The organism is Ramlibacter albus (assembly GCF_014297445.1).
GTDB classification, from domain to species: Bacteria; Pseudomonadota; Gammaproteobacteria; order Burkholderiales; family Burkholderiaceae_C; genus Ramlibacter; species Ramlibacter albus.
The window spans coordinates 851334-878070 of record NZ_JACORU010000001.1; the positions used below are offsets into that span (position 1 = coordinate 851334).

Below are 26737 nucleotides of genomic sequence, written 5' to 3' on the forward strand. Positions count from 1 at the left end.
CCGGAGACACAACATGCAAAAGAGACTTGCCCTGACTGCTGTCGCACTCGCCTCCCTGCTCGCCGCGTGCGGCGGCGGCAGCGACGGCGGCGCCGACCCCAGTGCGCGCGGCGCGCTCATCGAGCCGTCCGCCACCGTCGCGACGCTCACTGCCGCGCAGATCGACGCCAGCACCGCAGCCAGCGGCCTGCAGGCCCTGAGCGGCAAGGCCAAGTGCGACGTGCGCATCCAGTCGATCAACTTCAACACGATCGGGCCGAAGGGTGAGGCGACCAACTCATCCGGCGCGCTGCTGGTGCCGGCGGGCGCATGCGCGAGCCAGTCGTTCCCGCTGGTGGCGTACGACCGCGGCACCGAAGTGTTCAAGCCGCGCGCCCTGGCCAGCGCAACGGATGCGGAAACCTTCTCGATGGTCGCCTTCTTCGCGTCACAAGGCTACGCGGTGGTGGCGCCGGACTACCTCGGCTTCGCCAAGTCGGCCTTCAGCTACCACCCGTACCTGCATGCCGAATCGGAGGCGACGACCACCGTCGACGCGATCCGCGCAGCGCGCAACACGGCCGCCGCGCAGGGCTTCTCGCTCAACGGCAAGGTGATGGTGACCGGCTACTCGCAGGGCGGCCACGCCTCGATGGCCACGCACCGCGCCATCGAGCGCGACTACGCCTCCGAGATCAACCTGGTGGCGGGCGCGCACCTGGCAGGCCCGTACAACCTCTCCGGTTCGTTCAAGCTCAACAACGCGATCGCGGGCTACCAGTACTTCGTGCCCTTCATCGTCAACTCGTACCAGAAGGTGTACGGCAACGTCTACTCGAACGTTTCGCAGGTCTACAAGACGCCGTACTCGACCTACATCGAGAACCTGCTGCCAAGCCCGACGCTCACCTACACGACGCTCGTGACCACCGGCCAGCTGCCCGGCGGCCCGACCGTGACGCCGGCCGCGGCGCGCGACGCCATCTTCCAGCCGGCCTTCATCACCGACGTGGCCACGAACAACAGCAACGGCCTCTACGTGGACGCGCAGGCCAACGACCTGCTGGCGTGGAACCCGCGCTCGCGCATGCTGATGTGCGGCGGCTCCGGCGACCCGACCGTGCCGCCGGCCGTTCACATGCAGGTGGCGCAGGCCGGCTTCACGGCGCGCGGGCTGGTGCACGTGACGTCCGTGGACGTCGACCCGTTGATCCGTGCCACGTACGGCGTCGGGGGTGCGGCGCCGACGGACCCCACGAGCGCGGCCTTCGCGACGTACTACGGCAGCTACCACGGCACGTACGAGCCGCCGTTCTGCTACCTGCAGGCGCGCGGGCTCTTCGACTCGGCCAAGTGACAAAGTAAAAAGGGGCCTTGCGGCCCCTTTTTACTTACCAGCGCTGGCGAATCCGTGAGTACGCGTAATCGCCGAAGAAGCGGTGTGCCGCCCCGCTCGGGTACACGCGGTCGGCCCAGAGGTAGTTGGTGGAGCTGGCGCCGCTCACGAGCGTGCTCGTCGAGCACAGGCTCGAATTGACCTGGCCCGTGCCGGTGCCGATGCCCACGCCGGGGTCCACCGACGTGCAGGCCGGGTCCGTCACGTTGGCGAACGAATACGTGCCCGGGAAGCCGGCGAAGAGGTTGTATTCCAGCGCGGCGTCGACATAGAGCACGTTGGCGCCCAGGTCCACCATCGCGACCAGCAGCTCGTCGTTGAAGCGCATGCTCAGGTCCTGCAGCAGCGCGCCCTGGTTGGTCTGCAGCGCCCACGGCGACTTCGCCATGTTGTAGACACCGGCGACGACCACGTGCGTGGCGCCGGAGTTGACGATGCGCCGCACCTGCCCGGCAAGGGCACGGCCCGCTGCCTTGGCGTTCTCGACCGCGGCCGTGCTCGTCTGCGTGCCCGCGATCACCTTGGCCGCCTCGGCGATGATGTCGGAGGTGCCCGCGCTGACCAGCACGAGGTCGCTGGCCGTGAAGGTGCTGCGGCCGAGGAAGGTGCCGATCTGCTCCTCGACCGTGGGCGTGGTGTTGCTGCCGGCTGCGCTCGGCTTGGCGACGACGCGCGCGTGCGCGGTCGCGTACGACGTGCCACCCGGCACGTTCACCGTGCCGATGTTGTAGCCGAAGTTGGTGGAGACCTGCTGCGTCCAGATGTTGATCGTGGCGTCGCTGATCGTGTAGCGGGGGCCGGTCTGGCCGAGGTCCGCCATGGCGTCGCCGAACGCCACCACGCGATTCGGCACGAACTGCGATTCGATCGTGCCGGAGCCGCAGCCCGCGAGCGCCAGCACCGCGCCGGCGGCCGCTGCCCAGAGGCCGCGGCGCAACCAGTTTGCTTTCATTGAGTGTTCTCCAGTCTTGAGCCGGGTAGTTTACCGAGGCCGTGTTGAGGGCCGGTTAACCGGCCGACGCCCTTTGCAGGCGGTCGCGGACGCCGTCCCACTCGGGGCCGATCGGTGGGGTCTCCACCCAGATCAGCTGCACGCCGGCGGCGTCGAAGTCGCGCAGGACGGCGAACAGCTGCTGCGCGGTCTCGGGCGCGCCGTCCGGCATACGCCTGCGCAGCACGTTCTCCGAACGGGCGCGCATCGGCGTGCGGGAATAGACCGCGATGCGCGGCGCCTCGGTGCCCAGCACGTCGAGCGCCGTCTGGATGGACTTCGCGTCCATCAGGCGCACCTTCGCGTGCGGCGCGTAGTGCGACTCCAGCGTGCCCGATGCGCGTGGGGTGGCACCTTCCAGTTCGGACGGCAGCCGCAGGCGCTCGCCGCACGCCGCTTCGATCTGCGCGGGTGTGAGGATGCCCGGCCGCAGCAGCACCGGGATGCCGCGCGTGCAATCGACGATGGTCGATTCGATGCCGACCGGGCAGGCACCGCCGTCCAGCACCATCAGGCTGTCACCGAACTCGCTTGCAACGTGCTGCGCGGTCGTCGGGCTCACGCGGCCGAACTTGTTGGCGCTGGGCGCGGCGAGCCCGGGCACCGGCGGGTCCTGTTGCGCGCAAGCCAGCAACAGCGCATGCGCCACCGCATGGGCCGGGCAGCGCAGGCCGATGGTGGCATGGCCGCCCGCGGCGGCTTTGCCCGCGTCGGGCTTGCGGGGCAGGATGAGGGTGAGCGGGCCGGGCCAGAACGCGGCCATGAGTTTCGCCGCGACCGGTGGCACTTCGGACGCGAACCGAGTGGCTGCCGACGCTTCCGGCACGTGCACGATCAGCGGATGGTCGCTCGGCCGTCCCTTGGCCGCGAAGATCTTCGCCACCGCATCGTCGCGGCTTGCGTCGGCGCCGAGGCCGTACACGGTCTCCGTCGGGAACGCGACGAGTTCACCCGCGGCGAGACGACGCGCAGCCTGCGCGATCGACTCGGGGGAACTGCCGTCGAGGATCATGCTTCAGAAAGGATCGATGCCGAGCAGCTCGGCGCAGCGGCGCGCGGTCGACCGCACCTGCTCCAGCGAAGCGCCGGTCACGGTGAGATGGCCCATCTTGCGCCCCACGCGAGCGCTCGTCTTGCCGTACAGGTGCAGGTGCGTGCCCGACAGCGCCAGCACGTCCGCCCACGGCGGCACCTGCTCGCCGCCATTGCGGAACCAGATGTCCCCCAGCAGGTTGAGCATGATCGACGGCCCGAGCGCGCGCGGCTGCGTGAGCGGCAGGCCCGCGAGCGTGCGCACCTGCAGCTCGAACTGCGACACGTCGCTGCCCTCGATGCTCCAGTGCCCGCTGTTGTGCGGCCGCGGCGCCATCTCGTTGACGACGAGCGAGCCGTCGCCCAGCACGAAGAATTCGATGCACAGCACGCCGACGTAACCCAGGCCCTCGGCCACCGCACGAGCGGAAGCGACGGCCTGCTGCGCGGCCGCGGCCGGCACGTTGGCGTCGTACACCTCGGTGATCGCGAGGATGCCGCCGCGATGCAGGTTGCGCTGCACGGGCAGGCTCACCATCGCGCCGTCCTGCCCGCGCGCGACGACCACCGAACACTCGTAGGCGAGCGGCAGCATCTTCTCCAGCACGCAGGGCACGCGCTTCATCACGTCCCATGCGGCGGCGAGTTCCTCGCGCGTAGCCACGCGCTGCTGCCCCTTGCCGTCGTAGCCGAGGCGCGAGGTCTTGAGGATGCCGGGCAGCAGGTTGTCCGCAACGGCGGCCAGTTGCTGGGGCGTTTCGATGACCGCATGCGGCGCGCAGGCGACGCCGCATTTCATGAAGTGCGCCTTTTCCTTCGCGCGGTCCTGCGCGATCGCGACGGCGGCGGCGCCCGGCGCCACGGGCCGTTGACGCGCGAGCTGCTCCAGCGCCGCGGCCGGCACGTTCTCGAATTCGGTGGTGATCGCCTGCGCCTTGGCGGCAAGCTGTTCCAGGCCTTGCGGGTCGAGGTAGTCGCTGCGGATGTGGTGATGGCTCACGCGCCCGGCCGGGCTGTCCGCGTCCGGGTCCAGCACGGCCGTGAAATAGCCCATGCGCTGCGCCGCGTGCACGAACATGCGGCCGAGCTGGCCGCCCCCCATCACGCCGAGCGTGGCGCCCGGCAACAGCACGTCGCGCGTCATTGGGGAGCGGGCGGCAGCTGCATGTTGCGGGCGGCCTCGGTCTGCTTGCGGCGGAAGTCCTGCAGCTTCAGCTGCAGCGCCGCGTCGCTGCCGGCGAGCATCGCCACGGCGAAAAGCGCCGCGTTCGCCGCGCCGGCCGCGCCGATGGCGAAGGTGGCCACCGGGATGCCCTTGGGCATCTGCACGATGCTGTGCAGCGAGTCCACGCCCTGCAGGTGCTTGCTGGCAACCGGCACGCCGAGCACCGGCACCGTCGTCTTGGAAGCGAGCATGCCCGGCAGGTGCGCCGCCCCGCCGGCCCCCGCGATGATGGCCTTGAGCCCCCTCGCCGCCGCCGTTTCGGCGTACGCGAACATTTCGTCGGGCATGCGGTGGGCGGAGACGACTTTCGCCTCATGGGCGATGCCGAATTCCTGGAGAATCTGTACTGCGTGCTGCAGGGTGTCCCAGTCGCTGCTGGAGCCCATCACCACGCCAACCGAAATCGAGCTCAAGACAATGCTCCCAAAGGTTGAATTCTAAGTTCCCGCCCCAACGCTGCCCCCATGATCGACGTCACCCTTGAAAACTTCGAAAGCGAAGTCATCGCCGCCTCCATGACCCAGCCGGTGCTGGTGGACTTCTGGGCCGAGTGGTGCGGCCCCTGCAAGGCCATCGGCCCCATCCTGGAGAAGCTGGAAGGGGCCTACGGCGGCGCCTTCAAGCTGGCCAAGATCAACTCGGACGAGGAGCAGCAGCTCTCGGCGGCCTTCGGCATCCGCAGCATCCCCACGGTCATCCTGATGAAGAACGGGCAGCCCGTGGACGGCTTCATGGGCGCGCTGCCCGAGGGCAAGGTGCGCGAGTTCCTCGACAAGCACGTGCAGGCGCAGGAGGGCGAGCCCGAGGAGGAAGAGCTCCCCGCCGAGGAACCCGGCGCCGCCGACCCGGCCGCGCAGCTGGAGAAGCTGCAGCACGCCGTGGCCACCGACCCGTCGAACGACGACGCGCGCTTCGACTACGTCAAGGCGCTGCTGCTGGCCGGCCGCGTGGCGGACGCGCAGCGCGCTTTCGAGCCGGTGGCGAACAAGGCCGGGGTGTCGCGCAAGATCGACGCGCTCGCGCGCTGGCTGGACGCGGTGAAGTTCGCGGAAGGCGGCGCCCAGCTGGCTGAGTTCGACGCGAAGATCGCCGCCAACAAGCGCGACTTCGAGGCGCGCTTCGCGCGTGCGCGGCTGCTGATGGCGAAGCAGCAGTGGACGGCCGCGATGGACGAGCTGCTGGAGATCCTGATGCGCGACAAGGCGTGGAACGAGGACCTCGCGCGCAAGACCTACATCGCCATCCTCGAGATCATCGAGCCGCCCAAGGCCAAGGTGGCGGACGGGCAGATCCCGCCGGACGATCCGACGGTGGCGACGTACCGCCGCCGGCTGTCGAGCGTCGTCCTGTCGTGATCGACGCTTAGCGCGTCACCATCACCACCCGCTCGACGGGCAGCTTCAGCTTCACTTCCACCAGCTCGCCGCCGCGGCGCAGCCTCGGGAAGGCGATGCTCTCGACTTCGTAGGCACCGGGCGCCACGGCGGGCACCGGCTCCTTCGGGATCGTCGTTTCTTCACCGCGGGCGATTTCGCGGTCGCCGTCGCACCTGGTCAGCACGGCGGGCTTCGTGATGCGCACGCGCTGCGTGTCGTGCAGCGCCTCGCGCTTCGACTCCTTGATCACGCGGTCCTTGCCGCCCAGCAGCTGCACGCTGTCGAAGCGCGGCGCCCAGCGGCCATCTTCATTCAGGCGGCCGGCGACGATGCAGTTGCCGGCGTTGATGCCCTGTGCCGACGCCACCATCGGCGCGGCCGCCAGCAAGGCGAGGAGAAGGGGACGGTAAGTGGCCATGGGACAGCTCCTGCTCGTGAGTGGGCGCCAGCATAGCCCCGCGGCGTGACCGCGCGTGTCGGATGAAACCGAATTTCAGGTCGTCAGCCGGTCCAGCGCCTCGCGATACTTCGCGGCCGTCTTCGCCACCACATCCGCGGGCAGCGGCGGTGCGGGCGGCGTCTTGTCCCAGGGCTTGCCGTCGATGCGCACGGCCTCCAGCCAGTCGCGCACGAACTGCTTGTCATAGCTGGGCGGGTTGGCACCGGCCTTGAACGCGGCCTCGTAGCCCTCCACCGGCCAGTAGCGCGAGGAGTCGGGCGTGAGCACCTCGTCCATCAGCACCAGGTTGCCCTGCTCGTCGAGGCCGAACTCGAACTTGGTGTCCGCGATGATCAGGCCCTTGGTGAGCGCGTAATCGGCAGCCTCCTTGTAGATCGCGATGCTGATGTCGCGGATCCTGGCGGCGAGCTTGGGCCCGGTGATCTTCTCGACCTGCTCGAACGAAATGTTCTCGTCGTGCTCGCCCATCTCGGCCTTGGCGGCCGGCGTGAAGATGGGCTGCGGCAGCTTGGCCGCGTTGGTGAGCCCCGGCGGCAGCTTCACGCCGCAGACGGCCTGCGACTCCTGGTACTCCTTCCACCCGCTGCCGGCGAGGTAGCCGCGCACGACGGCTTCGACGGGAATCGGCTTGAGCCGCTTGACCAGCATCGAGCGGCCCGTGACTTGCGGCACCTCGCTGGGCTGCACCGCGCTCTCCGGCGCATCACCGGTGAGGTGGTTGGGCACGATGTGGCCCAGGCGCGCGAACCAGAAGAGCGCCATCTTCGTGAGGATCTCGCCCTTGCCCGGGATGGGCTCGCCCATGATGACGTCGAAGGCCGAGAGCCGGTCGCTCGCCACCATGAGGATGCGGTCCTTGCCGACCGCGTAGTTGTCGCGGACCTTGCCCCGGGCGAGCAGGGGCAGCGAGGCGATGTTGGAGGTGTGGAGCGCGGCGCTCAATTCACGACCTGCGCGAGCTCACCCTTCGAGTACTTCGCCGCCACGACCTGCAGCGAGTCGCCCTTGACCTTGCTGCCCTGGCCCTCGCAGCCGAATTCGATGTAGCGCTGCTTGCAGATCTTCTTCGCGGCTTCGCGCGCGGGCTTCATCCACTCGCGCATGTCGAACTTGTCGGGGTTCTCGGCGAGGAACTTGCGCACGGCGCCGGTCATCGCCAGGCGGATGTCGGTGTCGATGTTGATCTTGCGCACGCCGTACTTGATCGCTTCCTGGATCTCCTCCACCGGGACGCCGTACGTCTCCTTCATCTTGCCGCCGTACTGGTTGATGATGGCCAGCAAATCCTGGGGCACCGACGACGAGCCGTGCATCACGAGGTGCGTGTTGGGGATGCGGCGGTGGATTTCCTTGATGCGGTCGATGGCCAGGATGTCGCCCGTGGGCTTGCGCGAGAACTTGTACGCGCCGTGGCTCGTGCCGATGGCGATGGCCAGCGCGTCCAGCTGCGTCTTCTTCACGAAGTCGGCGGCCTGCTCCGGGTCGGTGAGCAGCTGCTCGCGCGTCATCGTGGCCTCGGTGCCGTGGCCGTCTTCCTTGTCGCCCTTCATCGTCTCCAGCGAGCCGAGGCAGCCCAGCTCGCCCTCGACCGTGACGCCCACCTTGTGCGCGAGGTCCACGACCTTGCGCGTCACATCCACGTTGTAGTCGTAGCTGGCTATCGTCTTGCCGTCGGCTTCGAGCGAGCCGTCCATCATCACGGACGAGAAGCCCAGGTTGATCGCGCCCTGGCACACGTCGGGGCTCTGGCCGTGGTCCTGGTGCATCACCAGCGGGATCGAGGGGTATGCTTCCAGCGCGGCCTGGATCAGGTGCTTGACGAAGGGCTCGCCGGCGTACTTGCGGGCACCGGCGCTGGCCTGCAGGATGACCGGCGCGTCGACTTCCTTGGCCGCTTCCATCACGGCCTGGACCTGCTCGAGGTTGTTGACGTTGAAGGCCGGGATGCCGTAGCCGTTGGCGGCGGCATGGTCCAGCAGTTCGCGCATGGAGACGAGGGGCATGGTGGTTCCTGCAGAGTTGGGAAAGGCGGCCGTAACCGCCTGGTAACTGCAGGAATTTTAGCCCCGGCGGCTCTCAAGCCGCCCGGCAGATCTTGAGCATGTTGGTGCCGCCCGGCGCGCCCATCGGCTCGCCGCAGGTGATGGCGTAGATGTCGCCCGAGGCCACGATGCCGCGCTTCTTCAGGTGCGCCTCGGCGTCGTGCAGCGCCATGTCCCGGTCGGCGCTCTGGTCCATCAGCAGCGGGCGCACGTTGCGGTACAGCGCCATCTTGCGCTGCGTGGCCAGGCGCGGCGTGAGCGCGTAGATCGGCACGTGGACGCGATGGCGCGACATCCACAAGGGCGTCGAGCCGGAGTCGGTGAGCGCGACGATCGCCTTGCAACCGAGGTGGTACGCCGTGAACAGCGCACCCATCGCGATCGACTGGTCGATGCGCGAGAAAGCCATGCCCGTGAAGTCCGCGTCGAGCTTCACGTCCTCGGCCATTTCCGCCTCGGCGCAGATGTTGGCCATCTCGACCACCACCTCGATGGGGAAGCTGCCCGCGGCTGTCTCGGCGCTGAGCATCACCGCGTCGGTGCCGTCGAGCACCGCGTTGGCGACGTCGCTCACCTCGGCGCGCGTGGGCACCGGGTTGGTGATCATCGACTCCATCATCTGCGTGGCCGTGATGACCACCTTGTCGTGCTCGCGCGCCATGCGGATCATGCGCTTCTGCAGCGCGGGCACGGCGGCGTTGCCGACTTCCACGGCGAGGTCGCCGCGCGCGACCATGATGCCGTCGCTGGCGAGCAGGATCGACTCGAGGTTGGGGATCGCTTCCGCGCGTTCGATCTTGGCGATGAGCCCCGGCTTGTGCCGGAACTCGGCCGCCGCCACGTTGCACAGCTGGCGCGCCATCTCCATGTCGGTGGCGTTCTTCGGGAAGCTCACCGCCACGTAGTCGGCCTGGAAGCTCATGGCGGTGCGGATGTCCTCCATGTCCTTGGCCGTGAGCGCGGGCGCGGTGAGCCCGCCGCCCTGCTTGTTGATGCCCTTGTTGTTGGAGAGCACGCCACCCAGTTTGACGGTGGTGCGGATCTCCTCACCCTTCACGCCGTCCACCGTGAGCACGATCAGGCCGTCGTTGAGCAGCAGCACGTCGCCCGGCTTCACGTCGCGCGGCAGCTCCTTGTAGTCCAGGCCCACACCGTGGATGTCGCCGGGTTCGGTGCGCGATGCATCGAGCGTGAACTTCGCGCCGGGCGCGAGCTGCACCTTGCCTTCGGCGAACTTGCCCACGCGGATCTTGGGGCCCTGCAGGTCCGCCATGATCGCGACCTCGCGGCCCGCGGCCGCGGCCGCCTCGCGCACGAGGCGCGCGCGGTCGATGTGGTCCTGCGCGGTGCCGTGGCTGAAGTTCAGCCGCATGCAGTTCACGCCGGCGGCGATCATCTTCGAGAGGATGGCGGGTTCGCTGGAAGCGGGGCCAAGGGTTGCCACGATCTTCGTGGCGCGGCGGCGTCGGGCCATGCGGTCTCCTGGTTCTTTGGGCGATTGTGGAGCCGTTTGGGGGGCCATGGTTACGTCCTCGTTACGACGTCGCACGTTTTTCGAGGATCTCGAGCGCGGGCAGCTTCTTGCCTTCGAGCACTTCGAGGAAGGCGCCGCCACCGGTGGAGATGTAGCCGATGTCCTTCTCGATGCCGTACTTGGCGATGGCCGCGAGCGTGTCGCCGCCGCCGGCGATGCTGAACGCGCTCGATTCGGCGATCGCCTTCGCGATGGCCTCGGTGCCCTTGGCGAACGCGTCGAACTCGAACACGCCCACCGGGCCGTTCCAGACGATGGTGCCCGCGGCCGTGAGCTGCTGCGCGAGCTTGCGCGCCGTGTCGGGGCCGATGTCGAGGATCATGTCGTCGTCGGCCACGTCCTTGGCGGCCTTCACCGTGGCCGGCGCATCGGCCGCGAAGGTCTTCGCGACCACCAAGTCGGTGGGGATCGGCACTTCGGCGCCGCGCGCCCGCATCGCTTCGATGACGGCCTTCGCGTCGCCGACGAGGTTTGCCTCCGCCAGCGACTTGCCGATCGGCAGGCCGGCCGCCAGCATGAAGGTGTTGGCGATGCCGCCGCCCACGATGAGCTGGTCGACGTTCTTCGCGAGCGACTGCAGGATCGTGAGCTTGGTCGAAACCTTCGAGCCCGCGACGATGGCCACGAGCGGGCGCTTCGGGTTGGCCAGCGCTTTCGTGATGGCGTCGATCTCGGCCGCCAGCAGCGGGCCGGCGCAGGCGACCTTGGCGTATTCGGCGATGCCGTAGGTCGTGGCTTCGGCGCGGTGCGCCGTGCCGAAAGCGTCGTTCACGTAGATGTCGCACAGCTGCGCCATCTTCTTCGCGAGCGCGGGGTCGTTCTTCTTCTCGCCCTTGTTGACGCGGCAGTTCTCCAGCAGCACCACTTCGCCTTGCTGCACGTCCACGCCGTCCACCCAGTCCTGCTTCAGCGCCACGGGGCGGCCCAGCAGTTCCGCGAGGCGTTTCGCGACGGGCGCGAGCGAGTCCTCGGGCTTGAGCTCGCCTTCGGTCGGGCGGCCCAGGTGCGAGGTGACCATCACGGCTGCACCCCCCGCCAGCGCCATCTCGATGCAGGGCACCGATGCGCGGATGCGCGTGTCCTCGGTGATGTTGCCGGCATCGTCCTGCGGCACGTTCAGGTCGGCACGGATGAAGACGCGCTGGCCACGGGCGCGGCCTTCGTTGCAGAGGTCGGAGAAACGCAGGACTTTCATGGGGGGCGATCGAGGGAAGGGAAAGCCCGATTCTAGGAAGCGCGCGGGTGCTGCGGTTTCGCCGCCGGGCCGCCCCAAGGCGAAACAGCCCCCTCGGGGGCAGCGAACCTCGCGAAGCGGGGAGCGTGGGGGCCCTCTTTACCAGCCCAGTACGAGATGCAGGGGCAGGTACACGGCCATGCCGCCCAGCAGTGTGTAGAGCACGCTGTGCGAGCGCAAATGGATCGCGGCGCCCGCGACGGCGGCAAAGAGGCGCGCGTCGTGCCACGTCGATATGAGCTGCCCGTTCGTCATCACGATCTCCGGCAGCACCACGCCCGCAAGCGCGGCCACGGGCGCGTAGTGCAGCGCGCGATGCGCCCACGCCGGCAGCGTCCACGGCCGGTCGAGGATGAAGAAGAAGCAGCGCGACAGCACCGACACGCCCGCGAGGCCGAGGATGATCGCGACCGTCCAGAGGTCGGTTTCGCCCCGGTTCATGCGGCCTGCTCTTTCGGCATGCGGCCTTCGAGCCAGAAACACAGCATCACCGCGACGCCGATCGCCACGACGATGTTCAGCTTCAGCGGCAAGGCGTACGCCGCCACCGCGACGGCGCCGGACACCGCCGCGGCCACGACGCGCAGCCGCGTGTTGGCCAGCGAGCACAGGATGCCGACGAGGCACAGCACGCCCGCGAAGCCGAGGCCCCACGCGGCCGGCACGGCATTGCCGACGACGACGCCGACGAGGCTGGCACCGGTCCACGCCATCCACGTCATGAAGTAGTTGCCCGCGAGGTACGACTCCTGCTCGCGCTGCTCCTCGTGTGTCGCCGGCGGCGTGGCGAAGCGGCGCGTGAAGAGCGCATAGCTCATGTCCGCCGTGAGGAAGCCGTTGACCAGCCGCCGCCAGCGCGGCAGGTGCATGAGGTACTGCCGCAAGTGCAGGCTGAAGACCACGAAGCGCAGGTTCACGCAGAACGCGGTGGCCCAGATCACCCACGCAGGCGCGCCGGCCATGATGAGCGGGATGGCCGCGAGTTGCGCGCTGCCGGCGTAGACGAAGAGCGTCATCGCCACGGCTTCCAGCGGGCTCATGCCCGAGCGCACCATCGCCACGCCGGTCATCAGCGCCCAGGCCGCGATGCCGGGCGCGACCGGCGCCGTCGCGCGCATGCCTTCGCGGAAAGCGGGGTGGCGATGGACCTCGGGCAGGAAGAACATCAGGCCGCGGTTTCGAAGCGCTGGCCCGGTGCGATGGGGAAGCCGCGCAGGAATTCGGCAAAGGGCATGCGCTTGCCGCCGGCGCGTTGCAGTTCGAGCACTTCGAGCCGGCTTCCATCGCCGCAGGCGACGCCGATGCCGTGTTCGTCGACGGCGACCACCGTGCCCGGCGCCGCGCTGCCGCGGCCGGGCAGGGCGCGCGCCTTCCACAGCTTGACCGTCTCGCCGGCCAGTTGACCGGTTGCGCCGGGGAAGGGGTCGAAGGCGCGGATGCGGCGCTCGATGGCTTCGGCCGGCTGCGACCAGTCGATGGCCGCTTCGGCCTTCTCGATCTTGCTCGCGTAGGTGACACCGTCTTCCGGCTGCGGCGTGCGCGTGAGGCCGCCGCAGGCCAGCATCTCCAATGCCTCGACGATGAGCCGGCCGCCCAGCACCGCGAGCTCGTCGTGCAGGCTGCCCGTGGTGTCGCGCGCCCCGATGGGCACGCGCTCGACCAGCAGCATGTCGCCGGTGTCGAGCCCGGCGTCCATCTGCATGATCGTGATGCCGGTTTCCGCATCCCCGGCCTCGATCGCGCGGTGGATCGGCGCGGCGCCGCGCCAGCGGGGCAGCAGCGACGCGTGGATGTTCAGGCAACCGAGGCGGGGCGTGTCGAGCACCCACTGCGGCAGGATCAGGCCGTAGGCGGCGACGGCCAGCACGTCCAGCCGCGCCGCTTCGAGGGCCTGCTTCGCGGCTGCGGCGTCTTCGGGGTACTTGCCATCCAGGCGCAGGCTGCGCGGCTGGACGACGGGAATGTTCTTTTCCAGCGCGAACTGCTTCACCGGCGAAGGCTGCAGCTTCATGCCGCGCCCGGCGGGCCGGTCCGGCTGCGTCAGCACGAGGGGGATGTCGAAGCGCGCGGCATGCAGCCTCTCGAGCGCGACGCGCGCGAACTCGGGCGTGCCGGCGAAGGCGACGCGCATCAGGGCCGCGCCGTCTCGCGCCGGGCCTTGAGCATCTTGGTCTTGATGCGGTTGCGCTTGAGCGGCGACAGGTACTCCACGAACACCTTGCCCAGCAAATGGTCCATCTCGTGCTGGATGCACACGGCCAGGATGCCCTCGGCCTCGACGACGCGCTCGTTGCCCTCGCCGTCCAGCGCCCGCACCTTGATGGACGTGGAGCGCTCCACGCCGTCGTAGATGCCGGGCACCGACAGGCAGCCCTCGTCGTTCACCTGCTTTTCGTCGCTGGCCCAGACGATCTCCGGGTTGACCAGCACCATGGGGTCGTTGCGCTGCTCCGAGACGTCGATCACGATCAGGCGCTCGTGCACGTCCACCTGGGTGGCCGCCAGGCCGATGCCGTTGGCGTCGTACATGGTCTCCAGCATGTCCGCGACCAGCTTGCGGATGCGGGCGTCGACCGCCTGCACGGGCTTGGCCACCGTGTGGAGGCGTTCGTCGGGATAGCAAAGGATGGGCAGGAGGGCCATGGCTCGAGCGGATTCGGGGCGGATTCGGGGACTGTCGCTATTTTCCGCCACTTTGGGCCGCCGGGCGCCCGCGAAAGCCAATAAACGTTGCCCCGTCAAGGGCTTGAGCGCAGAATCGCGAGTAAATTGTCAAGTCCAGGACGAACGATGATGGCGCAAACCAAGGCAGGGCTCGGCTGGATCGGCGTCGCGTGTGCGGTGCTCGCCGTGGCGGCATCCGCGGTCGCGCAGCCGGTCTCCCCGGCGCAGCGGTCCACCGCGCAGCAGGTCGCGCAGTCCGGCGTGCCGCTCTCTGAACTGGCACCCAACGCGCCCGACAGCTACACCGTCAAGCGGGGCGACACGCTCTGGGCGATTGCCGGCATCTTCCTCAAGAGCCCGTGGCGCTGGCCCGAGCTGTGGGGCATGAACATGAACGAGGTGCGCAACCCGCACCGCATCTACCCCGGCCAGCAGCTGTTCCTGGACAAGGTGGGCGGCATGGCCCGCCTGCGCATGGGCCCCGGCGGCGCCGACGGCCCGGTCGAGACCGTGCGTGTCTCGCCGCGCACCCGCGTCCTGCCGGTGGGCGATACCAGCATCCCGACGCTGGCGCCGCACCTCATCGAGCCTTTCCTCGACGAGCCCATCATCCTGGAGCGCAGCGAATTCGACCAGGCGCCCCGCATCATCTCCGCCACCGACAACCGTGTGCTGATGACGCGCGGCGACCGTGCCTACGTGCGCGGGCGCACGGGCACCCCGTTCGTCGAGACCGATCCCACGAAGACCGAGCTGTTCCGCGTCTTCCGCGAGGCCACGCCGCTGAAGGAGCCGGGCACCAACCGCATCCTCGGCTACGAGGCGCAGTACCTGGGCGGCGCGCGCCTGATGCGCAGCGAGAGCGTGCAGACGCTCACCAACGCCAAGGGCGCGACCGAGCAGGTGCTGGTGCCGGCCACCATCGACATCTTGCGCGCCAAGGAAGAAATCCGGGTCGGCGACCGCCTGTTCCCCGAGCCGCCGCGGCAGTTGATCAGCTATGTGCCGCGCGCACCTTCGCAGCAGGTGTCGGGCAGCATCGTCTCCGTGTACGGCAACGCCGTGGCGCTGGCCGGCCAGAACCAGGTGGTGGTGATCAACAAGGGCCTGGCCGACGGCGTCGAGACCGGCCACGTGTTCGCCATCCTCAAGCAGGGCATGCGGGTCGACGACAAGTCGCAGGAAGGCGAACGCGCCCGCATCAAGCTGCCCGACGAGCGCAACGGCCTTCTGATGGTGTTCCGCCCGTTCGAGCACCTGTCGTACGCGCTCATCCTCGAGATCACCGACACGGTTTCCGTCGGCGACCGCATCACCAACCCGCGCTGACCGCCCGCCGCGCATGGACCGCGCCGAACTGGCCGCGTGGCTGCGGCTCGTGCTCACCGACGGGCTGGGCGACAACGAGCGCCGCAAGTTGCTGGCGGCCTTCGGGTTGCCGCAAGCAATCCTCGAGCAGTCGCAGGCTGCGCTCGAGCAGGTCGTGCCGGCCGCGCGTGCGCGGCTGCTGCTGAAGGAACCGGCGGACCTGCAGCAGCGGCTCGAGGCCACATTGGAGTGGCTGGCCGCATCACCGGGGACGCGGCGCATCGTGACGCTGGCCGATGCCGGCTACCCTGCCGCGCTGCTGCAGACCGAAGACCCCCCGCTGATGCTGTACATGGCCGGCCGCGCTCACGAGTCGCTCGGACGCGCCGTCGCGATCGTCGGCAGCCGCAACCCGACGCCGCAGGGGCGCGAGAACGCGAAGCGCTTCGGCCACGCCTTCGCTGAAGCCGGCGTCACGGTGGTGTCCGGCCTCGCGCTGGGCATCGACGGCGCCGCGCATGAAGGCGCCATCGAAGGCGCGGCGCCCGACCTGCTGGCGACCGTGGCCGTCGTCGGCACGGGGCTCGACCGCGTCTACCCGAGGCAGCACCACGCGCTTGCGCATCGCATCGCCGAGCGCGGCCTGCTCGTGAGCGAGTACCCGATCGGCACGCCGCCCATCGGCGACAACTTCCCCCGCCGCAACCGCATCATCGCGGCGCTCAGCCAGGGCACGCTCGTCGTGGAGGCCGCGCTGAAGTCGGGCTCGCTCATCACCGCGCGGCTTGCGGCCGAACAGGGCAAGGACGTGTTCGCGGTGCCCGGCTCGATCCACTCGCCGCAATCGCGCGGCTGCCACCAGCTGCTGCGGCAGGGCGCCAAGCTGGTGGAGAGTGCGCAGGACGTGCTGGAGGACCTGCGCTGGGTACCGGCTTCCACTCGCGCGCAAGACGAGGGCGGGGCCGAGCCCGCGGAAGGCGACGACGCGCTGCTCGCCGCGATGGGGTACGAACCGGTGAGCCTCGACGCGCTCATCGCCCGCACCGGCATCCCCGCGCCCACGCTGCAGGCGCAACTGCTCGAACTCGAGCTCGCCGGCCACGTCGCGCGCTTGCCCGGCGGCCTTTTGCAGCGGACCGCCGCCGCGTAGGCGCCGCACAACACGCCGCAAATTCTGCTTGCGCCCCTTGGCGCATTGGCCCCTAATCGGGTTTCATGTTTGAAGTGCTGGTGTTCGTTTACGAAAACTACTGGCGCGGCGAAGCCGTACCGGAACTTCACCAACTGGAGCGCAAGCTCTCCGCCCACGGGTTCGAGCCCGACGAGATCCACGACGCGCTCGTGTGGCTCGACGGCCTGAACATCGCGGCGGACCAGAGCCAGCCCACCCCCGAGGCCCCCGAACCCTTTACCGCGTCACCGCACAGCCTGCGCGTGTTCTCGGTGGCGGAGCAGGACCACCTCGGCGCGGCGTGCCTCGGGTTCATCGCCTTCCTAGAGTCCTCGGGCGTGCTGCCGCCGTACCTGCGCGAGATCGTCGTCGACCGCGCGATGGCCGCGCCCGGCGACCCCGTGCCGCTGGACGCGCTGAAGATCATCGTGCTGATGGTTTACTGGCGCTTCGGGCACGAGCCGGATGCGCTGGTGCTCGACGAGCTCTGCGACGACACCGAAGGGCGTCTCGCGCACTGACGCCTACTGGACGAGGCGTTCGGGGTTGGCCTCGAGCTTCGCCAGCGCCTCGCGCGTGGCGCGCACGGTGAGCGCTTCTTCTTCCGTCGGCACCAGCAAACCCGCCTGCAGGTACGCCGCGAGCCGGCGCAGCTGGATCAGCCAGCTGCGGCCGTCGGACGATGCGAAGAGGTGCAGCTGGCGACGGTCGGAACGCCACACGTACTGCACCTGGCTCACCTTGCCGTTGTGGTCCAGGTTGAACCAGTTGCCCAGCTGCAGCTCCTGCGCCCAGGCCTGCATGGCGGCGTTCGGCTGCGAGCCGCCGGAGCCGATCACCTCGATGTCCGTGGCGTCGATGCCCAGCATCATCTCGATCGTTTCCTTGTCCAGCGGCAGGTCGGCCGTCTCGTCGTCCTCGATGAAGTCCTCGAGGTTGGCGAGGCGCTTGGCCATCATGTCGATGCGCTCGCGCGGGATCGACTCGGTCTTGGACAGGAAGGCATCGGCCAGCGTGTCGCCGATGGTCTTGATGTGCGTCTCCTGCGCCGGGCCCTGCACGCCGATCAGCGTCATGCCGCTGCGCAGCCGCAGCAGCAGCTTGGGCAGGTCGGCGATGACCTTCGCGCGCTCGTTGCGGTTGGGCTTGGCGCTCGCGGCCCAGACGAGGTCGGCCGCGGCCTTCTTCAGCGCCTGCGTCTCTTCGTGCTGCGGGCCGTGCTTCACGGCGGCCACGGCCAGCACCTCGGCCCAGACCTTGAACAGGAACTCGCGGATTTCCTCCCGCACCGGCACGTCGGTGAGCAGCTTGCGCATCTCGATCGTGTACTGGATGGCGAGCGTTTCCTTCTGCTCCACCTGCTGCGCGACGCTCACCAGCTTCTGCGTGGCGCCCTTCTCGGTGAGGAACTTGCCGAGGAACTTCTGGAACTCGTCGTAGACCAGCTGGAACACGCGCCGGCCGGTCTCGGGGTACTGCTCGATCACCTGCACCACGCGCTTGATCTCGGTCTCCAGCGCGCTGCCGTTGATGGTGGCCTGGTTGAAGCCCAGCACGCACGAGCCCATGCGGTCGATCAGCTGGCGGGCGGGGTGCTCGAGCGAGCCGAAGAACTCGGGCTCGGCGATCGCCACGCGCAGCACCGGCATCTGCAGCCGCGCGAACCACACGCGGATGGCCGCGGGGATGCGCTCTTCGGCCAGGATGCTCTGGAACATGAGCGCCACGATCTCGATCGTGGCCTTCTCGGTGGTGGTGGAGGCTTTCTTCTTGAGGTCGACGGTGCGCTTGCGCAGGTCCTGCGCGACCTGCTCCACCGCGGCGTCGTCGTACACCACGATCTCGCCGCCCTGCACGGTGCCTTCCTGGCCGACGCGCGTGTTCACCTGCGTGTTGACCTGCGTGGCGTGCTCGTGCTGCGCCATCGCCTCGGCCAGCGCGGGTGACGGCTGCGCGCCCGCGACGCCGTCGTAGCCCTGCACCTTGTCGGTCAGCAGCCGGCGCAGCTGGCCGACGATGCCGGTCGCGCGGGCCCGCGCACGCGCCAGCGGCGTCGTGCCCGTGAGCATGCGCGTTTCGTCCTGGACACCGCCCTGGCCCGTGTAGGCGCTCTGGCCCCCGACCGTGGCGCCGCCGTCGCCCTGCCACATGCCGCTGCCGGCCTGCGGGGCGCCCTGGGCACCGCCGGGGCCGTACTCGCTTTGGCCGCCCGGTGAACCGTAACCCTGGCCGCCGGGAGCGCCATTGCGGCCCTGTCCGCCGGGCGCACCGTAGCCTTGGCCGCCGGCCGGCGCGTAGCCGCCCTGTCCGCCGCGGGCCGCCTGCCCGCCGCCCGGGTGGCCTTGCCCGCCGCCGGGATGTCCGTAGTTGCCGCCCGGCTGGCCGTAGCTGCCGGGAGGCCCGTAATTGCCGCCACCGCCGGCCTGCGGCAGCCCGCCCGGCCGGCTCGGTGCGAAACCGCCGTGGCCGGGGGCCGACGGGTGGCCGCCGTAGCCTCCCGGTGCCGATTGCTGCCCGTAACCTCCGGAGCTGGGCCCGTAGCCGCCCGAGCCCTGGCCGTAGCCACCGGACGTGGGGCCGTAACCACCGGACGCACCGGGGTCCATCGGCTGCTGCTCCTCGGGAGGCGGCGGCTCGCCCTGCGGGCCGGGGCCGGCGCGGCGCGGCGGCGCCGCCGAGCGCTTGACGCGGCCCGACATGTCGATCTCGGGCAGCACGCCGTTCTTCACCAGGAACTCGTTGGTGGATTTGTAGGCCTCCACCATCTTCGGCACCATCTGCTCGTGGATGACGTCCTTGACCAGCAGCCACGTCTCGCGCGGCAGCTTGGCGGCCATCCACTGCTCCACCATCAGCTGCGCGACAGCGTCGGGGTTGAGGATGTCCTCCTTGGCCAGCTCCTCGGTGCCCTCGACATGGCGCACGCGCGTCTTCAGGTCGTTGAGGTCGGACGCCTTCTCCTGCACCGCCAGCGCCAGGCGCGACGACAGGATCTTGTTCTCGACCACGTCGTCGCCGATCAGCTCGAGGCTCATCGCGTCCAGCCGCACGCGGGCCGTCGCCGTGGGCGGCACCACCGCGCCGCGCCACGCCTTCTGCGTGGCCTGCACCCAGGCGCCGCGCACGCGGTCGAACTCGAACATGGCGTCGCGCCTGTCCTGCATCTCGCGGGTGCTGCCGGCCGAGTCGACCAGCTCGATCAGCTTCTGGCGGATCTCGTCCGACAGGGGTGCGAGCGCAGCCTCCAGCTTGCCCACGAAATGCTCCCGGGCCTGGCGGGCCGGGTTGGCTGCGTGGGGCATCTGGGGCATGGACATGGGCGCTTGTACTACTTCAGACCGTGGCCCCTGCGTTGGGGTCGTTGGGGTCGCCTTCTCGTTTCGACTGGCCCTTCACCAGGTCCTCGCGGCGGATGCCGAGCCACATGGCGATGGCGGCCGCGACGAACACAGAGGAATAGATGCCGAACAGGATGCCGATGGTAAGCGCCAGCGCGAAATAGTGCAGCGTGGCCCCGCCGAAGAACAGCATCGACAGCACCATCATCTGCGTGCTGCCGTGCGTGATGATCGTGCGGCTGATCGTCGACGTGATGGCGTTGTCGATGATCTGCACCGTGTTCATCTTGCGGTAGCGGCGGAAGTTCTCGCGGATCCGGTCGAAGATCACGACCGATTCGTTCACGGAGTAGCCGAGCACCGCGAGCACCGCCGCCAGCACGGCCAGCGAGAACTCCCACTGGAAGAAGGCGAAGAAGCCCAGGATGATGATCACGTCGTGCAGGTTGGCGATGATCGCCGCCACCGCGAACTTCCACTCGAAGCGGATCGCGAGGTACAGCACGATACCCACCACCACCATGGCCAGCGCCTTCAGGCCGTCGGTGGCGAGCTCGTCGCCGACCTGCGGCCCCACGAACTCCGTGCGGCGGTGCACCACGCTCGGGTCGGCGGCCTTCAGCGCGGTGAGCACTTTTTCGCTCTGTTGCGCCGAGCTCACACCCTTCTGCGCGGGCAGGCGGATCATCACGTCGCGGGCAGTACCGAAGTTCTGCACCTGCACGTCGGTGTACCCGAGCTGGGCCACCGTGGCGCGCACCTTCTCGATGTCGGCGGGCTGCGAGTAGCTCACCTCCATGACGGTGCCGCCGGTGAACTCCACCGACAGGTGCAGGCCCTTCGTCACGAGGAAGAAGACGGCGGCCAGGAAGGTCACCAGCGAGATCACGTTGAACACCAGCGCGTTCTTCATGAACGGGATGTCCCGCCGGATCTTGAAGAATTCCATTTACTTTTCCTTACTCCGCCTTGGTTATAGCGGCTTCGCCGCCCGGCCGCCATACCGTGCCGATCGAAACCGACTTGAGCTTCTTCTTGCGCCCGTACCAGAGGTTGACGAGGCCGCGCGAGAAGAACACCGCGGAGAACATCGAGGTGAGGATGCCGATGCAGTGCACGACGGCGAAACCGCGCACCGGCCCCGAGCCGAAGATCAGCAGGGCCAAGCCGGCGATCAGCGTGGTGACGTTGGAGTCGAGGATGGTCGCCCAGGCGCGGTCGTAGCCCGCGTGGATGGCCGCCTGCGGTGAGGCGCCGCCCCGCAGCTCCTCGCGCACCCGCTCGTTGATCAGCACGTTCGAGTCGATGGCCATGCCGAGCGCCAGCGCCATGGCCGCCATGCCGGGCAGCGTGAGCGTGGCCTGCAGCATCGACAGGATGGCCACCAGCAGCAGCAGGTTCACCCCCAGCGCGATGCTGGAGAACACGCCGAACAGGTGGTAGTAGATGACCATGAACACGCAGATGGCCGCGAAGCCCCAGGCCACGCTGTGGAAGCCCTTGGTGATGTTCTCGGCGCCGAGCGACGGGCCGATGGTCATCTCCTCGATGAACTCCATGGGCGCGGCCAGCGAGCCGGCGCGCAGCAGCAGCGCGACGTCGTTGGCTTCCACGGTGGTCATGCGGCCGGAGATCTGCACGCGGCCGCCGCCGATCTCGCTGCGGATGACGGGGGCGGTGACGACCTCGCCCTTGCCCTTCTCGAACAGCAGGATGGCCATGCGCTTGCCGACGTTCTCGCGCGTGACGTCCTTGAAGATGCGCGCGCCCTTGGCGTCCAGCGTCAGGTGCACGGCGGGCTCCTGCGTCTGGTTGTCGAAGCCGGCCTGCGCGTCGGTGAGGTTGTCGCCGGTGAGCACCACCTGCTTCTTCACGACGATCTGGCGGCCTTCGCGGTCCGGGAAGCGCTCGTCGCCGAAAGGCACGGGCGCCGAGCCGAGCTCGGCGGCGCGGGCCTCGTTGCTCTCGTCGACCATGCGCACTTCCAGCGTGGCGGTGCGGCCGATGATGTCCTTGGCCTTGGCCGTGTCCTGCACGCCCGGCAGCTGCACGACGATGCGGTCGGCCCCCTGCTGCTGGATCACCGGTTCGGCGACGCCCAGCTCGTTGATGCGGTTGTGCAGCGTCACCATGTTCTGCTTCAGTGCCTGCTCTTGCACTTTGCGTGCCGCTTCGGGGCGGATGGTGCCGGTGAGCTTGGTGTCGCCGCCGTCGCTGGTCTCGGTGACCTGCATCTCGGGCAGCTGCTCGGCGATGATCTTCTTCGCGGCATCGGCCGCGCCGGGCTCGCGCAGGCGCACTTCCACCATCTGCCCGTTGCGCGCGATGCCGGCGTGGCGCACGTTCTTCTCGCGCAGCAGGGTGCGCAGGTCGCCCGCGAAGGACTCGGCCTTCTTGGTCAGGGCCGCCTGCATGTCCACCTGCAGCTGGAAGTGCACGCCGCCGCGCAGGTCCAGGCCCAGGTACATCGGCTGGGCATGGAGGGCGGTGAGCCACTGGGGCGAGCGCGACTGCAGGTTCAGGGCGACGACGAAGCTGGAGTCGTTGGCGTCCGGCACCAGCGCCTTCTGCAGCGCGTCCTTGGCCTTGAGCTGCTCCTCGCCGCTGGCCAGGCGCACCTTGACGGAATTGGCATCCAGGGTGACCAATTGCGGCTGGATCCCGGCATTTTTGAGCGCCTGTTCCACACGCTGCTGCACGCCGGCGTCCACCTTGACCGAAGGCTTGCCCGCCGACACCTGCACCGCCGGCGACTCGCCGAAGAAATTGGGGAGGGCGTAGATGGCCCCCACCAGCAACGCGACCACGATGATCGCGTACTTCCAGAGCGGATAGCGGTTCATTTACTTGAGCGTGCCCTTCGGCAGCACCTGCACGACCGCGCTGCGCTGCACCTGGATCTCCACGTTGCTGGCGATCTCCAGCCCCAGGTAGGTGTCGTCCAGGCGGGTGACCTTGCCGATCACGCCGCCGGCGGTGGCCACCTCATCGCCCTTGGCGAGGGCTTCGATCATGGCGCGATGTTCCTTCTGCCGCTTCATCTGCGGGCGGATCATCACGAAGTAAAGCACCACGAACATCAGCACCAGCGGCAACATGCCGCCGAGCATGTCGGTGGCGCCACCCCCGGCGGGGGCGGCCTGGGCGTAGGCGGAAGGAATGAACACTGCGGCTCCGAGGCGTTATGGGGATGGCAAAGCCCGCGAGCCGGCCGCGCTCAAGCGCCGCGCGGGTTCGCGGGGAAAAGGACGATTGTAGGGCCGCCGATCAGGCGGCTTGCCGGCCGGCGGTGGGGCCCGCCGCCCACTGGCTTTCCAGCTCGGCCCAGCGGGTGCGGGCGGCGGCCAGGTTGCGCTCCTTCACGTGCCCGAAGCCCTTGACCTGCTCCGGGATGCGGGCGATCTCGACCGCCAGCGCGTGGTTGCCCGCAGCCAGCCCGGCCAGCAGCCGCTCGACGCTCGCGCGGTACTCGCCGATCAGGGCACGCTCGGTGCGGCGCTCCTCGGTGCGGCCGAAGATGTCCAGCGCGGTACCGCGCAGTCCCTTGAGCTTGGCCAGCACCTTGAAGGCCATCACCGTGGCGGGGCCGAACTTCGACTTCACGAGTTCACCCTTCTCGTTGCGCCTGGCCAGCAGCGGCGGTGCGAGGTGGTAGTTGATCTTGAAATCACCTTCGAACTGGGCAGCCACGCGTTCGCGGAAACCGGTCTCGGTGTGCAGGCGCGCGACCTCGTACTCGTCCTTGTACGCCATCAGCTTGAAGAGGTTGCGGGCGACCGCTTCGGAGAGCGTCGTCTTGCCGAGCGCCGCTTCCGCCGCGCGGACGCGGTCGACGAAGTCGCGATAGGTGTCGGCGTACGCGGCGCTCTGGTAGTCCGTGAGGAACTCGACGCGGCGCGCGACGATGGTCTCCAGCGTCTCGCGCTTCTTCAGCTCGATCACCTGCGCGGGGGCGAGCAGCTTCTCGACCGAGGCCCAGTCGTGCGCGGCGCGGCGGCCCCACTCGAACGCGGCCTTGTTGGCCTCCACCGCCACGCCATTGAGCTCGATCGCGCGCAGCAGGGACTCGCGCGCCAGTGGCACCCAGCCCTTCTGCCACGCAAAGCCGAGCATCATGGGGTTGGTGTAGATGCTGTCGCCCATCAGCTTGGTCGACGCGGCTTCGGCGTTGAACGCAGCGACGCCGGCGTCACCCACCGCCTTGGCGATCTCGCCGGCGCAGGCGTCGGACGGGTTCGTCCAGGCCGAGTTCTTGACGAACGCGGCCGTCGGCGTGCCGTGCGCGTTGAGCGCCACGTGCGTGCGGCCTTCGCGCATGCGCAGCACCGTCTCCTTGCCCGCGGTGACGATCGGGTCGCAGCCGATGATGAGGTCCGCGCCCGCCATGCCCACGCGCGTGGTGCGGATCGCGTCCTGCGAATCGGAGATCAGCACGTGGCTCCAGGTGGCGCCGCCCTTCTGGGCCAGGCCCGCGGCGTCCTGCGTCACGATGCCCTTGCCTTCCATATGCGCGGCCATGCCGAGCAGCTGGCCGATGGTGATGACACCGGTGCCGCCGACGCCGGCGACCACGATGCCGTACGCATCGTGCGTCGAAGGCAGGCGCGGCTCGGGCAGCTCGCCCAGCTCGAACGGCGAGACGGCCTTGTCCTTGGCCTTCTTCTTCAGCTGCCCGCCCTCGACCGTGACGAACGACGGGCAGAAGCCCTTCAGGCAGCTCGTGTCCTTGTTGCAGGTGCTCTGGTTGATGGTGCGCTTGCGGCCGAACTCGGTCTCCAGCGGCTCGACCGACAGGCAGTTGCTCTTGGCGCTGCAGTCGCCGCAGCCTTCGCAGACCAGGTCGTTGATCATCACGCGCACGGCCGGGTCTTCCATCGTGCCGCGCTTGCGGCGGCGGCGTTTTTCCGTCGCGCAGGTCTGGTCGTAGATCATGGCCGTGACGCCGGGGATCTCGCGCAGCATGCGCTGCACCTTGTCGAGCTCGTCGCGGTGGAACACTTCGGTGCCCGGCGGCAGCTTGGCCAGCGTGTACTTCTCCGGCTGGTCCGTCACCATCACGAGCTTGTTCACGCCTTCGGCGACGAGGCTCGCCGCGATCTGCATCGGCGTGTGGCCTTCGGGGCGCTCGCCGACCGGTTGGCCACCCGTCATCGCGACGGCGTCGTTGTAGAGCACCTTGTAGGTGATGTTCACGCCGGCCGCGATCGACTGGCGGATCGCGAGCAGGCCGCTGTGGAAGTACGTGCCGTCGCCGAGGTTGGCGAACATGTGCTTCTCGTTGCTGAAGGGCTGCATGCCGACCCACGGCACGCCTTCGCCGCCCATCTGCGTGAAGCCGACGGTCGCGCGGTCCATCCACGTCGCCATGAAGTGGCAGCCAATGCCGGCCATCGCGCGCGAGCCTTCGGGCACCACGGTCGACGTGTTGTGCGGGCAGCCGGAGCAGAACCACGGCTGGCGGTCGCCCTTGACCTCCACCACCGACATCGCGCGCTCTTTTGCTTCGAGGATCGCGAGCTGCGTGTCGATGCGCGCGGCGGTGTCGCTGTCCACGCCCAGCTTCTTCAGGCGCCTGGCGATCGCGCGCGCGATGAGCGCGGGTGACAGATCGGCGTTGGCACGCAGCAGCGTGTTGGCGGTGGGGTTCGGCTGCGACCACTCGCCGCCGGAGAAGTCACCCGCGACTTCGTCGAACTTGCCGAGCACGTCCGGGCGCACGTCGGGGCGCCAGTTGTACAGCTCTTCCTTCAGCTGGTACTCGATGACCTGGCGCTTTTCCTCTACCACGAGGATCTCGCGCAGGCCCGTGGCGAACTCGCGCGTGATCTGCGCTTCGAGCGGCCACACGACGGCGACCTTGTGCAAACGGATGCCGAGGCGGCGGCACGTGTCGTCGTCGAGCCCGAGGTCCAGCAGCGCCTGCCGCGTGTCGTTGTACGCCTTGCCGCTGGCGATGATGCCGAAGCGGTCGTTGGGGCCTTCGATGACGTTGTGGTTCAGGCGGTTCGCGCGGATGTACGCGAGCGCCGCGTACCACTTGGTGTCGAAGAGGCGCGCCTCCTGGTCGAGCGCAAGGTCGGGCCAGCGGATGTGCACGCCGCCGGGCGGCATGACGAAGTCGGTCGGCAGCTTGATCTCGACGCGCTCCGGGTCGATGGACGCCGTGGCGCTCGACTCGACGATCTCCTGGATCGTCTTCATGCCCGCCCAGACGCCCGCATAGCGGCTCATCGCGAAAGCGTGCAGCCCGAGGTCGAGGATCTCCTGCACGGTCGCCGGGAAGAACACCGGCAGGCCGCAGGCCTTGAAGATGTGGTCGCTCTGGTGCGCGGCCGTCGAGCTCTTCGCGACGTGGTCGTCACCGGCCACCGCGATCACGCCGCCCCAGGGCGTCGTGCCCGCCATGTTGGCGTGCTTGAACACGTCGGAGCAGCGGTCCACGCCCGGCCCCTTGCCGTACCAGATGCCGAACACGCCGTCGTGCTTGTTGCTGCCCGGCGGTGCGAAGCCCAGTTGCTGCGTGCCCCAGATGGCCGTGGCCGCGAGCTCCTCGTTCACGCCGGGCTGGAACACGATGTTCTGCGCCTGCAGGTACTTCTTGGCCTTCCACAGCGCCTGGTCGTAGCCGCCCAGCGGCGAGCCGCGGTAGCCGCTGATGAAGCCGGCGGTGTTCTTGCCTTGCAGCGCGTCGCGCTGGCGCTGCAGCATGGGCAGCTTCACGAGGGCTTGCACGCCGCTCATGAACGCGCGGCCATAGTCCAGCGAGTACTTGTCGTCGAGGGTGACCGTTTCGAGCGCCTTGCGGATGTGCTCGGGCAGGGGAGCGTTCATGCGGGGGAGTCTCCTGAATCGGCAGAGTGTAGGACCGCTCGGCAGATAAGTCTTTGCTTTGTTTGCCCGAATGGCGGCGGTTTGGGAAAGGTTCTTGCGCGTTTGGTCGAAGCGACGAAAGATAGCCCACAAATTACTGAAAGAGTTGCAATGCCG

General features: G+C 68.8%; 23 protein-coding genes. 5 read left to right on the top strand and 18 right to left on the bottom strand.

The annotated features are described in order from the left end of the window. The first annotated feature begins 13 nt into the window (after positions 1–13). Entirely contained in the window at positions 14–1336 is a 1323-nt protein-coding gene (locus tag H8R02_RS03920; protein WP_187080022.1) for a lipase family protein, read from the top strand. Positions 1337–1370: 34 nt separating this feature from the next. Here the strand turns inward: H8R02_RS03920 and H8R02_RS03925 are convergent, their stop codons facing one another. The 4 genes from H8R02_RS03925 to purE are packed head-to-tail and all read right to left on the bottom strand — an operon-like array spanning position 1371 to position 5036. Beyond that, positions 1371–2327: an SGNH/GDSL hydrolase family protein gene (locus H8R02_RS03925; RefSeq protein WP_187080023.1), complete on the bottom strand. Its 957-nt coding sequence runs from the start codon at positions 2325–2327 to the stop codon at positions 1371–1373. 55 nt (positions 2328–2382) lie between these two features. Beyond that, positions 2383–3378 carry an L-threonylcarbamoyladenylate synthase gene (locus tag H8R02_RS03930; RefSeq protein ID WP_187080024.1) on the bottom strand — a complete coding sequence of 332 codons (996 nt, stop codon included), beginning with the start codon at positions 3376–3378 and terminating at the stop codon, positions 2383–2385. A gap of 3 nt (positions 3379–3381) precedes the next feature. Continuing rightward, entirely contained in the window at positions 3382–4542 is a 1161-nt protein-coding gene (locus H8R02_RS03935) for a 5-(carboxyamino)imidazole ribonucleotide synthase (protein ID WP_187080025.1), read from the bottom strand. Further along, positions 4539–5036 carry a 5-(carboxyamino)imidazole ribonucleotide mutase gene (gene purE, locus H8R02_RS03940; RefSeq protein WP_187080026.1) on the bottom strand — a complete coding sequence of 166 codons (498 nt, stop codon included), beginning with the start codon at positions 5034–5036 and terminating at the stop codon, positions 4539–4541. The genes H8R02_RS03935 and purE overlap by 4 nt, the downstream gene beginning before the upstream one ends. A 51-nt stretch (positions 5037–5087) precedes the next feature. Here purE and trxA point away from each other — a divergent pair, with 51 nt between their 5' ends. Beyond that, entirely contained in the window at positions 5088–5978 is an 891-nt protein-coding gene (trxA, locus tag H8R02_RS03945) for a thioredoxin (protein WP_187080027.1), read from the top strand. A 7-nt stretch (positions 5979–5985) separates the two neighbouring features. Here trxA and H8R02_RS03950 read toward each other — a convergent pair whose 3' ends face one another. The 9 genes from H8R02_RS03950 to def form a co-directional block, all read right to left on the bottom strand. Then, positions 5986–6417, bottom strand: coding sequence for a hypothetical protein (locus H8R02_RS03950; protein ID WP_187080028.1), 432 nt, complete (start codon positions 6415–6417; stop codon positions 5986–5988). Between the two features lie 75 nt (positions 6418–6492). Further along, on the bottom strand, positions 6493–7401 hold the full coding sequence (locus H8R02_RS03955; protein WP_187080029.1) for a phosphoribosylaminoimidazolesuccinocarboxamide synthase: 909 nt from the start codon (positions 7399–7401) through the stop codon (positions 6493–6495). After that, positions 7398–8462, bottom strand: a complete 1065-nt coding sequence (fba, locus tag H8R02_RS03960) for a class II fructose-bisphosphate aldolase (protein ID WP_187080030.1) — start codon at positions 8460–8462, stop codon at positions 7398–7400. Before fba ends, H8R02_RS03955 begins: the two co-directional genes overlap by 4 nt. A gap of 73 nt (positions 8463–8535) precedes the next feature. Further along, the gene (gene pyk / locus H8R02_RS03965; RefSeq protein ID WP_187080031.1) at positions 8536–9975 is read right to left on the bottom strand and encodes a pyruvate kinase; all 1440 of its coding nucleotides are present in this window, start codon (positions 9973–9975) and stop codon (positions 8536–8538) included. Between the two features lie 61 nt (positions 9976–10036). Beyond that, entirely contained in the window at positions 10037–11230 is a 1194-nt protein-coding gene (locus tag H8R02_RS03970) for a phosphoglycerate kinase (protein ID WP_187080032.1), read from the bottom strand. A 138-nt stretch (positions 11231–11368) separates the two neighbouring features. Next, positions 11369–11710: an AzlD domain-containing protein gene (locus tag H8R02_RS03975; RefSeq protein WP_187080033.1), complete on the bottom strand. Its 342-nt coding sequence runs from the start codon at positions 11708–11710 to the stop codon at positions 11369–11371. Continuing rightward, entirely contained in the window at positions 11707–12435 is a 729-nt protein-coding gene (locus tag H8R02_RS03980) for an AzlC family ABC transporter permease (RefSeq protein WP_187080034.1), read from the bottom strand. Before H8R02_RS03980 ends, H8R02_RS03975 begins: the two co-directional genes overlap by 4 nt. Next, on the bottom strand, positions 12435–13400 hold the full coding sequence (gene fmt, locus H8R02_RS03985; RefSeq protein WP_187080035.1) for a methionyl-tRNA formyltransferase: 966 nt from the start codon (positions 13398–13400) through the stop codon (positions 12435–12437). The genes H8R02_RS03980 and fmt overlap by 1 nt, the downstream gene beginning before the upstream one ends. Next, entirely contained in the window at positions 13400–13912 is a 513-nt protein-coding gene (gene def, locus H8R02_RS03990) for a peptide deformylase (RefSeq protein ID WP_187080036.1), read from the bottom strand. Before def ends, fmt begins: the two co-directional genes overlap by 1 nt. 150 nt (positions 13913–14062) lie before the next feature. On the opposite strand from def, the gene H8R02_RS03995 reads away from it, so the two are divergent. The 3 genes from H8R02_RS03995 to H8R02_RS04005 all read left to right on the top strand — a co-directional run bounded on the left by H8R02_RS03995 (position 14063) and on the right by H8R02_RS04005 (position 16933). After that, the gene (locus H8R02_RS03995) at positions 14063–15262 is read left to right on the top strand and encodes a LysM peptidoglycan-binding domain-containing protein (protein ID WP_435531260.1); all 1200 of its coding nucleotides are present in this window, start codon (positions 14063–14065) and stop codon (positions 15260–15262) included. Positions 15263–15275: 13 nt separating this feature from the next. Further along, positions 15276–16391 carry a DNA-processing protein DprA gene (gene dprA, locus H8R02_RS04000; protein ID WP_187080038.1) on the top strand — a complete coding sequence of 372 codons (1116 nt, stop codon included), beginning with the start codon at positions 15276–15278 and terminating at the stop codon, positions 16389–16391. A gap of 65 nt (positions 16392–16456) precedes the next feature. Continuing rightward, complete coding sequence (locus tag H8R02_RS04005; protein WP_187080039.1) at positions 16457–16933, top strand: Smg family protein; 477 nt, start codon at positions 16457–16459, stop codon at positions 16931–16933. 3 nt (positions 16934–16936) lie between these two features. On the opposite strand, the gene H8R02_RS04010 is transcribed toward H8R02_RS04005, so the two are convergent. From H8R02_RS04010 to H8R02_RS04030, 5 genes are all read right to left on the bottom strand, one after another. After that, complete coding sequence (locus tag H8R02_RS04010; protein ID WP_255429136.1) at positions 16937–19723, bottom strand: DUF1631 family protein; 2787 nt, start codon at positions 19721–19723, stop codon at positions 16937–16939. 22 nt (positions 19724–19745) lie between these two features. Further along, positions 19746–20699 carry a protein translocase subunit SecF gene (gene secF / locus H8R02_RS04015; RefSeq protein ID WP_187080040.1) on the bottom strand — a complete coding sequence of 318 codons (954 nt, stop codon included), beginning with the start codon at positions 20697–20699 and terminating at the stop codon, positions 19746–19748. Between the two features lie 10 nt (positions 20700–20709). After that, positions 20710–22593: a protein translocase subunit SecD gene (secD, locus tag H8R02_RS04020; protein ID WP_187080041.1), complete on the bottom strand. Its 1884-nt coding sequence runs from the start codon at positions 22591–22593 to the stop codon at positions 20710–20712. Next, complete coding sequence (yajC, locus tag H8R02_RS04025) at positions 22594–22917, bottom strand: preprotein translocase subunit YajC (RefSeq protein ID WP_187080042.1); 324 nt, start codon at positions 22915–22917, stop codon at positions 22594–22596. It abuts the gene before it with no gap. Between the two features lie 100 nt (positions 22918–23017). Continuing rightward, a complete protein-coding gene (locus tag H8R02_RS04030; RefSeq protein WP_187080043.1) occupies positions 23018–26581 on the bottom strand; it encodes an indolepyruvate ferredoxin oxidoreductase family protein in 3564 nt (1187 codons plus the stop codon). Between the last annotated feature and the right edge of the window lie 156 nt (positions 26582–26737).